Below are 11,923 nucleotides of genomic sequence, written 5' to 3'. Positions count from 1 at the left end.
ATCTAGATTAATACTAGCGAATTATTACGAGTGATTTATCAGATAAAATTTTAAACCGACCAGATAAACTAGAAGGTGCCGAATGCCGATAGGCGCCTTCTAGATCCCCCAAAAAAATCCCCTATTATAGATTAGCCAATACTGTGCATAGCTATTCTCTCATTAGCCATAGCTACTTTATTTAAATTTTCCTCACTAATAATGAATATTTTGTCAATAAAGCCATAAATACTTGCAAACACAAATGAGAATGATTATTATTTGATACAAGTAATAATTATGAGATTAATTAAATGTCCAAGATAAAAATTTTCACACTTTGCTTACTACTTTGTGCCGGAGTTACCAACGCCAAAGAACATACTGTAAAACTTTTAACTCAAGGCAGTGATGGAAAAATGATGGTTTTCGAACCGCTATTTATCAAGATTGCTGTTGGAGACACTATTAATTTTGTTCCTTCAGACCCATCACATAACGCCGAATCATTTTCAGTTCCTTCTGATAAATCCTCATTCAATACACCATATGGAAAACCTACTAAAGTCACGTTCTCAGAAGAAGGTGTAGTGCTAGTGAAATGTTTACCACATTTTGCCTTAGGCATGGTAGGCATTGTACAGGTAGGTGATGACGTAGATAGCAGCAAAGCAAAAGCTGATTGGGATAAAGCAAAAGTAGGGGTTGCGATGAATAAAGAAGTCATCGATGCCGCTATGAGTAAACTTAAATAGCTTATTTTAGGAGTAATTACTATGTACCAGTGGCAAAATTTACTAGATGACGGCAATGATAACTTTCATAAGAGAAACTGGCAGCAAGCCGAATATTGTTATAAAGAAGCGGCGTTCCATTTAGATTCGCTTTGGTCAGCTGATACTCAAAATGTACAGTTGTTAATGGCATGGATCTGCGCCTCTCACAATTTAGCGACGCTATTTGAAGTGCAAGAAAACCCTGAGCTGTCTCTGCAATATTTACTTATTCCACACAATCGAATGCTGTCAATTTGCCATAGCGATGATAGCTGTGAGGATACTAAGCTCATCGCGCAAAATGCCCTAAAAATGACCTTTATGCCGATATTGATGTTTTCAAAAAGACATCCTATGTGCAACACCTGTCAAAAATCACTTGCTGAGTTCAAAGCAAGTCTTGATGTAAACCAACAAATTATCCACTAATTTATCCAAGGAATAACAATGAAAATAGTCCAATTAATACTCGTTTGTAGCGCTCTTTTACTGTCTTTACCAAGCTTTGCTCATGCTGGCCATGATCATACGTCTATATTTGCCAGCCTAGTACACTTGGTCTGGTTAGCGCCGGCATTAATTGCTGTGGGAGTTATATATAGCAAACTCCTTAAAAGAAACTATCAAATTAAATCAAACGAATCACAGTTAAGGAATAAATAATATGCTTTATAAGCTAATCAATAAATTAGATGAGAAATTTAATTTTTCTACAGTTTCTGCCCATTGTGATATTCCCTGTAAAATTTATGATCCAATTACTGCCCAGTTAGCGGTATTAACTATGGTTCGAATGGTGGATTTATTGGATGAATTTAAAGACAAGGATAACTTCACCGCTAATGAGCAAGCTAAATTTGCTCGTTTAGTTAGCCAAAAAGAAACCCATGGCAAACAAGTAAAAGATGAAATTAATGTAATTTGGGGCGACTTTATTAAAGCACCGCAATTAGAAAAATTTCCAGAGCTTCATGCTTTAGTTCATAGCATCATGTTAGCAGCTTCTAGTGCCAAGCAGCATATTGATAAAGAGGCGACTTTAGTGCTTCTTGATAAGGTAAACCGTTTTGCCGAAATATTTTGGCAATGCAAAGGATATGAAACTTACACGGCCATATGCCCTTATCCTCCAGAGCAAGAGCTGGTATATCCAGTATTAAAATAATGACACTATTTGGCTTGAAAATTTGGAAGGTAACCGGACATAGTATGTTCCCTCGTATTCCTCAACATAGTTATGTGCTTGTGGGAAAATGGTATACCTATAAAAGGCTCAAGCCAAATCAAACTATTCTTATCGAACACCCCAAATACGGTTTAATAATCAAAACTGTTGCTATTGTCGATAAAAACCATTTGATATGGTGTAAAGGTGAAAATGCTTCAAGTATATCAGTCGAAAAATTAGGTCCAGTTAGTAAAAAACAAATTATAGGCAGAGTATTGAAAGTGTTTCTACAACCTGCCCTGTCGCCTCAATAATTAATCTCCCTTTCACGGTATTTTATTTATGACCTTTGACACGCAATCCATCACAAATAAACAAGGTATTAAAAGTACATACCTAACTCATAAACGCTTACTTTTACCTGTATTGATTTTAGCTTTGTTGCTAAATAGCTCTACATACCAACTTACCATTGATGTGTTAGCAGATGCCTTTTGGCAGGTTTCAGCTTACGTCGCGGCAAGCTTAGCCTTATATCACCTTATCGCCAGTGCAATCATCCGCTATAAATGGCTACTCAACGTACCTAAAACAAACAGTAGCTATCAAGTAATTTTTGCTGGCTTTATGGGAGCATTACCTGGCTGCGGCGGCGCCATTATTGTTATCACTCAGTTTGTTCAGGGTAAGTTCTCTTTTGGTGCTGTTGTAGCTGTATTAACTGCCACCATGGGTGATGCTGCTTTCTTATTATTGGCGTCACGTCCGAGCATTGGTTTATTTGTTATTGGTGTAGGTGTTTTAGTTGGCATCATCTCAGGGATTATTGTTGATTATATTCATGGAGATAGCTTCATGAGTCCTGTAAAAGCAGTCACTAAACCTGCTGAAAAACAAAATTCAGTAAGCAAGTTAAACTTTAGTTACTTTATTAAGTGGCAAGGGGTCGTGTGGCAATGGCTATTATTACCAACAGTTTTTATCGCATTGCTATTTTCCTTCCAAGTAGATGTTGACCAAGTCTTTAACTTCTCCTCTGGCACAATAAACATCATTGGTGCTGCCATTGCAGTATTTGTGATGACGCTCTGGGCTCTTTCAGGAGAAGTGAACAGCTATCAGACCATTGTTTCTGAGGACTCCAAAGTAAATACCCGCAACCTATTTCAAAAAGTTGCTCAGGATACTAATTTTGTTGCTAGCTGGGTCATCGTTGCTTTTTTACTTTTTGAGCTTTCCATGCATTTTTCAGGTTTTGACTTAGCAAAATTTTTCTCCCAATGGGGGAGTTTAACGCCATTAATTGCTGTAACAATTGGTTTGTTACCCGGCTGTGGCCCACAAATTATCACCACCAGTTTATACCTTTCGGGCACTATTCCTTTATCTGCTCAGCTTGGTAATGCCATTAGCAATGATGGTGATGCCTTATTTCCAGCTATTGCTATGGCACCTAAAATGGCGCTGATAGCAACATTGTATTCTGCCATTCCTGCCGTTATCGTTGCCTATTCATACTGGTATATATTTGAACTTTAGTATCATTACAGGCTAATAAACGTAAAACAAACGATAACAATTACCATTAAAAACAACAGCTTATTTCACGTAAAAGATAAATAAGTGTTGTTTAACGCTTGCTGTTAGATTATCTTTTAAACATATTTTATGGTTTTGGAGAGAAATAATGAAAGGCAATGCCAAGGTAATTGAAAGCTTAAATGGTCTACTGCACAATGAACTCGCCGCAATTGATCAATACTTCACCCATTCACGTATGTATCAAGATTGGGGCTTAGATAAGCTATTTGAACAGCTTGATCATGAGATGCAAGAAGAAATCACCCATGCTGATGCGCTAATTAAACGTATTTTATTTTTGGAAGGCACCCCTAACTTAACCAGCCGTCGAGGCTTAATTATCGGCAATGATGTACCAACAATGCTGAAAAATGATCTCATCCTTGAAATGGAAGTAATGACAGCATTAAAAGAGTCCATTTTACTTTGCGAGCAAGAGCAAGATTTTCAAACCCGTGAAATGCTGTTAAAGCTGCTAGAAGACACTGAAGAAGATCATATTTATTGGCTTGAAAAACAGCTTGGTTTAATCGATCGAATGGGCCTTCAAAACTATATCCAATCACATATGGGTAATCATTTAGCCGGCTAGGAGTATTTAATGCAAGGAAATAAAGACATCATCGCCTTACTTAACAAGGTACTGGCAATTGAACTCATTGCTATTAATCAATATTTTTTACATGCACGCATGTATAAAAATTGGGGCTTAGAAAAACTCAATAAAGCTGATTATAAAATATCTATTTTAAAAATGAAGCAAGCTGATGACTTAATAGAGCGAATATTATTTTTAGAAGGCTTACCTAACTTACAAGAGCTAGGTCGCTTGCGTATCGGTGAAAACACCGAAGAAATGCTAAAAGCCAATGGGACTTTAGAGCTTGAATCTCATGCGGCACTAAAAACCTTAATTGAACAAAGTGAGCTGCAACAAGATTATATTAGTCGTAATTTGGGAGAAAAATTACTCGCTAATGTTGAAGAGCAAATAGATTGGATAGACGAACAACAGTTCTTTATTAACAGTGCGGGTATTAAAAACTACTTACAATCTAAAGCATAATTACTCAGCTTATAAATATAAAGCGGCTCACCTTGAAGTAAGCCGCTTTTTTATTTCATTAGCTAATCATAGCTGGGGTTAAATCTTAAAAAGAATACTTTAAACTCACAGCAAATTCTCTACCTGATTCAGTGGCATAATCAAGGGATGAATCTTCAGCATGACCTGCAACATTACTATATTGAGCATATTCTTTATCAAGAATATTGGTTACAGAAAGATTAAAACGTAAGTCTTGAGTAATTTGCCAATGTGCCAACCAATCAACACTACCATATCCTGGTATTTCGGCATTACCTTCATTAACTTTATCCATTTTATCGGCCCAATTAACGATTAATTCAGTTGACCAAGTTTCAGCTTCATAATTAATACCTACATTACCTGATAAAGGAGTGATACTTTGAATATAGTCACCAGTATCATCATCGGTACCATCTTGATAAGCGGCATTAACAAAAATACTCACGTTATCATTAAGTAGATATTCTACGCCTAGCTCAGCACCTTTAATGGTTACAGCATCAATGTTTTTATACTGATATAAATAAATGTCACTTTCTAGGCCTGTATATGGGCTAGTATATTTTTCGGTGCCGACAAAAGCAGTTTCTAAGAAGTTTTCATATTCAGAATAGAAGATCGCCGCATTATAAATAAAGTCCCCTTGATGGCCACGTAAACCCAATTCAATACTGTCGCTTTCTTCAGGTGCTAAATCATCAGAAGGAATAATTTTATAACCATAAAGTGAGTTATCATGATCAATGTAAGCTAAGTCATAGGCAGGTACTTTAAAGCCCTGACCATACTGAGCAAAAACTACCGCCATGTCGTTGAATTTATATAAAACACCTAAGTTAAGAGAGACATGACTTTCGTCATAACTTTTATAAGCACTGCCATCTTCTTTAATCGCGCCTGTTGGCTCCATTTCATAAGTATCGAAACGCGCACCTGGCGTAATAAGTAAATCACCATTTAACAAACTGATTTCGTCATTAATAAAGAAGCCGGCACGAAGCACTTCTGTTTTAGGAAATTTATCTTCTTCTAATGGATAACCATTTTTAGGCGTTCCTTCAACGGAATAGAGTTTAGAAACATGGCGGGTTGATGTTGATTTTTCAATATCTAAACCATAGCCAAGTGTGTTCATGGCATTTAATTTGATACTTGCATTGGATAGTAAACCAACAGTGTCTTGTTTATAGACTGCGGTATTCCACATATCTCTTAACTCAATCAGTGGAAAACCAAAATTGGCATTAATATCTATTTGGCCGTATTCAACGTCACTTTGTTCTGTCGTATTTGAATAAATTGAAACATTAGCCACATCAAAAATCGCTGTGCCGCTACTGTTGTGGTATTGCAATTGGAAAGATTCATTATCTTTTTCACTACTGCTATTTTCAGTGACGATATCATAGCCTGGTAAATCTCGGAAATACTCCAGCAAACCATTGGCCACCAAGCCATCAACATCTTGTTGCCAAAGATCAGCAGTAAAACCTAAATAATCGTCGTCATTAATATTAAACTTACTTTTAAATAAAACACTCGTTGAAGAAATATCTAATGCGGGTTTAGTATCATAATAGTTTTGCTGATCTTCACCATCGCGATAACTGATGTTCAATAAATGTTCAAAACTACCCGTTTCTAAAGCTAACGTGGTACCAATATTACTTTGCTTACCATCACTGTTATAACCTAACTTAACATCAGCGGCGAATTTTTCACCTTCAGTTAAATAATCACTGGCATCTTTAGTGGTAAAGACCACAATACCTGCTAACGCATCTGAGCCATAAAGTGATGATGCCGCACCTTTAGCTACCTCTACTTGTTTTAAGGTATCTGTTTCAATAAAGCCTCGGCCTACAATATCATTTAAGCCGTTTGCACCGTAACCTTCATTCATGCGCATACCGTCTTTAATCATCAATACGCGATCACCACCCATACCTCGAACTGTGAAGTTTTGCGCACCACCAACTGAGCCGGTAACATTTACACTTGGATCATATTTAAACAATTGATTCATATCGCTAATCACTTGTTTTTCAAGTTCCTCACTAGTCACCACTGAAATACTGCCAGCAACATCTTTCAGTTGTTTCTCTGTGCGGCTAGCACTAATAACAATAACTTCTAAGTCTTCAACGTTATCATCGGGTGCATCAGCGTATGCATTAGGTATCGCAATAAATGAGGTGGCAATAGCGAGTGCTAATGCTGATTTTTTTATCGTCTTCATGTTTATATTCCTGTTTCATATTTTTAAAAACAAACCACAGTCAAACAGGACGATTGAGACCGTAATTTTCTAGTTGCGGCGATCATACATAAGTTTCTTTTTTGTTGCAAACGACAATCATTATTATTTGCATTAACGTTCAATTAAAGTAAAATGCCGCTATTAACGTTTTATGAGTGATATATAAATGAATATTCAATTAATAGAAGGCTTAATGGCCAAGATTTCCACCTTCCTAATGGCGCCAGTTATTTTAGCCATTGTGTTGTTACTGATTTACGCGATATTTACCTTGGGACGTTTCGCTTCTCAATATGCTGTTCGTAAAAAAAACTCCCTAAGTTACACCAGACAAGTAAGCCAGCTTAGTTCTAATCATATTGCTGGCTACCCAGTACATAATTACTTTGTTGCTAACCCACAAGCTTGTGAAGATGAATTGGAAGTTTTTGCCCTTAAAAAATTAGAAACTCTGCGTATTGTTACTCGAATTGCCCCTATGTTGGGCCTTATTGCCACCATGATCCCAATGGGGCCTGCATTACAAGCCATGGCTGATGGCAACATTCAGGGAATTAGCGAAAATCTCATTATTGCTTTCGCTGCCGTTATTTGGGGTCTTACTATTTCAACGTTAACGTTTTGGCCTGCCTCGGTAAAAAAACGTTGGTGCGCTCAAGAGCTAATTAATATTCGCAAACTTAGAGATGAACAAAGCGGAGTAGCAATCTAATGCGTTTTTTAGACGAAGACGAAGAGCTAAATCCAATTGTTAGTGCGGTTAATTTAGTGGATGTCTTTTTAGTGATCATTGCCGCTTTATTAATTGCCTTGGCGCAAAGCCCGCTGAACATCTATTCCACTGATGACGTTACCGTAATAAAAAATGCCGGAAAACCTGATATGGAAATGATCGTTAAAAAAGGTAAAGAAATTAAACAATATAAATCCAATGGTGCCATTGGTAGTGGTGAAGGATCTCGCGCCGGCGTCGCCTACAAAATGGCTGACGGTAGTTTTGTATATGTCCCTGAAGATTCGAAAGAAACTAACAACATTCAACAAGGAAATAATTAATCGTGCGTATACTCATTTTACTGCTATCCCTACTCACTTTTATTGCTCATGCCGCAGATAAGCCTAAAGTATTAATTATGCTTTCAAGCCATGTGTCAAAACCTAAAGGCGACTTATTACAGCTAATGGCGAGTGAGCAACCTTTTGAATTGGTGAATTTTAGTGCTAAAGGAAAATCTGAAGCAGACATTAATAATGCTTGGTCATCAGCGAGTTTGATACTACTAGATGGTATCAACCCAGCTTTATCAAAATTCATGTTTGCTAAATACCAAGCCCATTTAGCAACATTTCCCACAGTACCTGTAGTGTCTTTAGGTGATATAGATAACCCAGAGATGAACCAAGGATTAACTGACCAACAAAGAATACTCGTTGGTAAATACTATCAAAATGCTGGCCGAGAAAATTATGCTAACCTAATGAAGTATTTATCCGCAGACGTTTTATCTTTAACGAATAATGCGCAAATTGATGCCCCTTTCATTGTGCCATCGGTTGGTTTATTTCATGATGATTTCCCTGGAGCGGTTACTGATGATGAACAAGCCTTTTTTAACTGGCTAGCGCCAACTGACAATCAGCCCGTTATTGCGTTAGGGATACATAGAAGCACTATTGATTATGAGCAAAAACAGATTGTTAATGCCATTATCACGGGTCTTGAAGCAAAAGGCGCTAAAGCTTTTGCCTTCTTTTTTGAAGGAGAAGATCAGCCGCTTAATTACACTGACCTATTACTTGATGAACAAGGAAAACCTCGTGCCGATGTGTTAATTAATTATCGTTCATTACATTACGTCAAAAAACGTCGAGCCGAGTTTGAAAAAATCGGTGTACCTGTTCTTCACGCGTTAAATTATAACGACGGTAACGAAGCAGCTTTTGAGCAAGATCATGCTGGTATATCACCTTCATTAACGCCATTTTTCCTTGTGATGCCAGAAGATACCGGTAGTACAGATCCGACGATTATTGCCGCTAAACAAGACGGTGCAAAAGTGGTAATGAAAGCGCAGCTTAACGCCTTAGTTGAGCGAGCCTATAATCACGCTTCTTTAGCAAAAACAGCAAATAAAGATAAGAAAGTAGCAACGTTTATTTGGAACTACCCTCCCGGTGAAAAAAACATTGGTGCGGCATTTTTAGATGTGCCCTCTTCTATCGAACAAATAGTTAAAGCCATGAAAGCAGAAGGCTATACTGTCGAAGTTAAAGAAGCAGAACAGTTAATTGAATCAGCAGGTAAATTATTACGTCCTTTTTATCGTGGTGAGGATGTTAGTGGCTTAATTGAACAAAACTTAGCAGATTACTTACCACTAGCAACGTACCAAGAATGGTTTTCTCAGTTGCCTGAACATGTACAAACTCCTATTAACGAGCGTTGGGGCACTCCTGAAGAAAATAACTTACTGACAGAGCACAATGGTAAGCCTGCTTTTGTTATACCTCGCATGAGCTTAGGTAACCTTATTGTGCTACCTCAAGGTATGCGCGGCAAAGATGCAAAAGAGCACGGCGCCCTTTATCACAGTACTAAAACACCGATTAACCATGCTTATATGGCCTTTTATCTTTACGCCCGTGAAACCTTCGGTGCAGATGCCTTTATCCACTTAGGAACTCATGGCTCGCAAGAATGGTTAACAGGCAAAGAACGCGGTTTATCCGTGTATGATGCGCCAAATTTAGCCATTGGTAATTTACCGGTTTTCTATCCGTATATTATTGATAATGTCGGTGAAGCCATGCAAGCAAAACGTCGTGGACGCGCCACTATGATCAGTCATTTAACGCCCGGTTTTGCTAAAGCGGGTTTATATACCGACGTGGCAAAACTCAATGAGTTAATCAGCAATTATTTAATGCTTGAAGAAGGACAAACCAAGCAAAATACCCAAACGAATATTGTCACCTTAGCCAGCGAGCTGAATATCTTAACGGATCTCCAGCTAAGTGAAGCTCAACTCAATGCTAATTTTGATAACGATGTCATTGCCATTCAAGATCATTTAAATGAACTTGCTCAGCAAAGTCAGCCACTAGGCGTACATACTTTTGGTTTATTACCCGAAACTACGCATGTGTACACCACTATTTTGCAAATGCTTGGCAATGAGTTTACTGAGTTAGCACAGCAATATGAGCAAGAACATGGTTTATCACTGCCTAGTGAAGTTCAACAAGATAAGCGAAACGTACAAAACCTTGAAGCTTTGTCTGGTTTTCAGTTACTAAAAACTTACTTAGCAGCTACAAACACTAATCAAGTATTACCTGATTTACCTGAGTCGTTAAAAACTCAGCTTGAGCAAGCAAAAACCTACTGGAAAAACTTTAAAAATATAGCAGAAACACAAAACTTAATGCGCGCCCTAGATGGAGAGTACATCAAGGTTAGCCATGGTGGTGACCCAATTAGAAACCCTGATGCTGCGCCAACGGGCCGTAACTTAATTGGTTTTAACCCAGCCAAAGTACCGAGTAAAGAAGCGTATCAAGCTGGTGTTACCTTAATGGACCAAACCATAGCAGATTATGTCGCTAAGCATGGTCGTTACCCTGAAAAATTAGCCTTTTCATTGTGGTCATTAGAAACGATGCGTCACCAAGGAGCCCTTGAGGCACAAGTTTTACATGCCTTAGGTTTAAAGCCAAAGTGGAGTCCACAAGGTAATGTTATCGGCACTGAAGTTATCGAGTATAAAGATCTGGGTAGACCCCGCATTGATGTCACCATTACTGCCACGGGCCTTTATCGTGATGCTTTTCCAAACGTTATGCTATGGCTTGCTAAGGCAATAGACAAAATAGCGAAAATGAAAGAGGACAATAACTTTGTCTATCGCCACGCCAATGCCCTGAAAGAGGAGCTATTAGCACAAGGGAAATCAGAAGAAGATGCAGATTACTTATCTTCTATTCGTATTTTCTCCAATGAAACAGGCAACTATGGTACCGGTTTAGCGGGAGCAAGTTTAGCCTCAGACACTTGGGAAGACGACAGTAAACTAGCCGATTTATACCTTAACCGTATGGGCTATGCCTTTGGTAGTGATGAAAAGCGCTGGAGTGAAAATGTCGCCGATAGCGAGCTGTATTCAAAAGTGCTTTCTGGCACCGATGCAGTAATATTTTCCCGTTCAACCAACCTTTACGCCTTAATGACTAATGACGACCCGTTCCAGTACTTTGGTGGTATTGGTTTAGCGGTACGTCATTTAGATGGTAAAACGCCTGAAATGTATGTCTCTAATTTACGTAGAAAAGACAATATTAAAGCACAAACCATGGAGCATTTTTTAAACCAAGAAATGCGCAGCCGTTATTTTCACCCTCGCTGGATTCAGGCCATGCAAGATGCCGGTTATGCCGGTGCTACAGTTATGCTTGATCGCATGAATAACATGTGGGGCTGGGAAGTCATGACACCAGAGGCAGTACGTGACGATCAATGGCAAGAGTTCTTTGAAATATACGTTGAAGATAAATATCAGCTTGATATGCGTGAGTTCTTTGAGAAAAATAATGCCCACGCTTTAGCGCAAATTATTGAGCGCATGCTAGAAGCTGAGCGTAAAGGTTATTGGCAAACGGATGAGCAGACCATAAAAACCATGGTACAAACCTATGCTGAACTCGCCAAAGCGTTTGATGTCGTTACCGACAACACTAAGTTTAATGACAACCTTAAAAATCAGGCTGCAGGTTTTGGTTTAGCTGCACTGCTACCTGATAGCATGCAAGCAGAGCCGCAAGTTGCCCCTGAGCAGCCAAATACTGAACAAGGGAAGACAGAGCAAGTACAAGGGCAAAAACTTGCAGAGCAGGCCAATAAAGTGGATGAAATAGATGAGGATTATACTTGGTTGTATATTTTGCTATTAATTTTTATCGCTGGCTTTATGAGTAACTTTATTAAGTCCAAACCCAAAAGTAATAAAGTGATTGAGTTTAAAAAAGCGGCTTAACGACTAGAACAGATGCTCTGCAATTAACTAAATAGTTAT

The 11,923-nt window shown here is 38.3% G+C and carries 12 protein-coding genes; 11 read left to right on the top strand and 1 reads right to left on the bottom strand.

Going from position 1 to position 11,923, the window contains the following annotated elements; genetic code table 11:
- Window positions 1–293: 293 nt before the first annotated feature.
- From AC27IF_RS00690 to bfr (AC27IF_RS00655), 8 genes are all read left to right on the top strand, one after another.
- On the top strand, window positions 294–734 hold the full coding sequence (locus tag AC27IF_RS00690) for a plastocyanin/azurin family copper-binding protein (protein WP_487051173.1): 441 nt from the start codon (window positions 294–296) through the stop codon (window positions 732–734).
- 21 nt (window positions 735–755) lie between these two features.
- Entirely contained in the window at window positions 756–1,184 is a 429-nt protein-coding gene (locus tag AC27IF_RS00685; RefSeq protein WP_487051171.1) for a hypothetical protein, read from the top strand.
- Between the two features lie 18 nt (window positions 1,185–1,202).
- Window positions 1,203–1,418, top strand: coding sequence for a hypothetical protein (locus AC27IF_RS00680; protein WP_487051169.1), 216 nt, complete (start codon window positions 1,203–1,205; stop codon window positions 1,416–1,418).
- A gap of 1 nt (window position 1,419) precedes the next feature.
- A complete protein-coding gene (sodN, locus tag AC27IF_RS00675; RefSeq protein ID WP_487051167.1) occupies window positions 1,420–1,920 on the top strand; it encodes a superoxide dismutase, Ni in 501 nt (166 codons plus the stop codon).
- A complete protein-coding gene (sodX, locus tag AC27IF_RS00670; protein ID WP_487051165.1) occupies window positions 1,920–2,237 on the top strand; it encodes a nickel-type superoxide dismutase maturation protease in 318 nt (105 codons plus the stop codon). Before sodN ends, sodX begins: the two co-directional genes overlap by 1 nt.
- Window positions 2,238–2,265: 28 nt before the next feature.
- Window positions 2,266–3,462: a putative manganese transporter gene (locus AC27IF_RS00665; RefSeq protein ID WP_487051163.1), complete on the top strand. Its 1,197-nt coding sequence runs from the start codon at window positions 2,266–2,268 to the stop codon at window positions 3,460–3,462.
- 148 nt (window positions 3,463–3,610) lie between these two features.
- The gene (bfr, locus tag AC27IF_RS00660) at window positions 3,611–4,096 is read left to right on the top strand and encodes a bacterioferritin (RefSeq protein ID WP_487051161.1); all 486 of its coding nucleotides are present in this window, start codon (window positions 3,611–3,613) and stop codon (window positions 4,094–4,096) included.
- Window positions 4,097–4,105: 9 nt separating this feature from the next.
- Window positions 4,106–4,570: a bacterioferritin gene (gene bfr, locus AC27IF_RS00655; RefSeq protein ID WP_487051159.1), complete on the top strand. Its 465-nt coding sequence runs from the start codon at window positions 4,106–4,108 to the stop codon at window positions 4,568–4,570.
- An 85-nt stretch (window positions 4,571–4,655) separates the two neighbouring features.
- Here the strand turns inward: bfr (AC27IF_RS00655) and AC27IF_RS00650 are convergent, their stop codons facing one another.
- Window positions 4,656–6,833 (bottom strand): TonB-dependent hemoglobin/transferrin/lactoferrin family receptor, encoded by a 2,178-nt coding sequence (locus AC27IF_RS00650; protein WP_487051157.1) that lies wholly within the window; start codon window positions 6,831–6,833, stop codon window positions 4,656–4,658.
- Between the two features lie 187 nt (window positions 6,834–7,020).
- Between AC27IF_RS00650 and AC27IF_RS00645 the strand changes: the two genes are divergently transcribed.
- Genes AC27IF_RS00645 through cobN form a run of 3 tightly spaced genes read left to right on the top strand, consistent with a single transcriptional unit; the run spans window position 7,021 to window position 11,884 of the window.
- Window positions 7,021–7,566 carry a MotA/TolQ/ExbB proton channel family protein gene (locus AC27IF_RS00645; RefSeq protein WP_487051155.1) on the top strand — a complete coding sequence of 182 codons (546 nt, stop codon included), beginning with the start codon at window positions 7,021–7,023 and terminating at the stop codon, window positions 7,564–7,566.
- Window positions 7,566–7,910, top strand: coding sequence for a DUF2149 domain-containing protein (locus AC27IF_RS00640; protein ID WP_487051153.1), 345 nt, complete (start codon window positions 7,566–7,568; stop codon window positions 7,908–7,910). Before AC27IF_RS00645 ends, AC27IF_RS00640 begins: the two co-directional genes overlap by 1 nt.
- Before the next feature lie 2 nt (window positions 7,911–7,912).
- On the top strand, window positions 7,913–11,884 hold the full coding sequence (gene cobN, locus AC27IF_RS00635; RefSeq protein ID WP_487051151.1) for a cobaltochelatase subunit CobN: 3,972 nt from the start codon (window positions 7,913–7,915) through the stop codon (window positions 11,882–11,884).
- Window positions 11,885–11,923 lie beyond the last annotated feature (39 nt).

The sequence above is a fragment of the Colwellia sp. KS18-150 genome (genome assembly GCF_057551365.1).
The sequence above is the reverse complement of the archived record's forward strand: the minus strand, read 5'-3'. Positions and strand labels throughout refer to the sequence as shown.

What these genes read in the sequence shown, in the direction of transcription:
- AC27IF_RS00690 (WP_487051173.1), top strand. Translation starts at nt 294, where the DNA reads ATGTCCAAGATAAAAATTTTCACACTTTGCTTACTACTTTGTGCCGGA.
- AC27IF_RS00685 (WP_487051171.1), top strand. Translation starts at nt 756, where the DNA reads ATGTACCAGTGGCAAAATTTACTAGATGACGGCAATGATAACTTTCAT.
- AC27IF_RS00680 (WP_487051169.1), top strand. Translation starts at nt 1,203, where the DNA reads ATGAAAATAGTCCAATTAATACTCGTTTGTAGCGCTCTTTTACTGTCT.
- sodN (WP_487051167.1), top strand. Translation starts at nt 1,420, where the DNA reads ATGCTTTATAAGCTAATCAATAAATTAGATGAGAAATTTAATTTTTCT.
- sodX (WP_487051165.1), top strand. Translation starts at nt 1,920, where the DNA reads ATGACACTATTTGGCTTGAAAATTTGGAAGGTAACCGGACATAGTATG.
- AC27IF_RS00665 (WP_487051163.1), top strand. Translation starts at nt 2,266, where the DNA reads ATGACCTTTGACACGCAATCCATCACAAATAAACAAGGTATTAAAAGT.
- bfr (WP_487051161.1), top strand. Translation starts at nt 3,611, where the DNA reads ATGAAAGGCAATGCCAAGGTAATTGAAAGCTTAAATGGTCTACTGCAC.
- bfr (WP_487051159.1), top strand. Translation starts at nt 4,106, where the DNA reads ATGCAAGGAAATAAAGACATCATCGCCTTACTTAACAAGGTACTGGCA.
- AC27IF_RS00650 (WP_487051157.1), bottom strand. Translation starts at nt 6,833, where the DNA reads ATGAAGACGATAAAAAAATCAGCATTAGCACTCGCTATTGCCACCTCA.
- AC27IF_RS00645 (WP_487051155.1), top strand. Translation starts at nt 7,021, where the DNA reads ATGAATATTCAATTAATAGAAGGCTTAATGGCCAAGATTTCCACCTTC.
- AC27IF_RS00640 (WP_487051153.1), top strand. Translation starts at nt 7,566, where the DNA reads ATGCGTTTTTTAGACGAAGACGAAGAGCTAAATCCAATTGTTAGTGCG.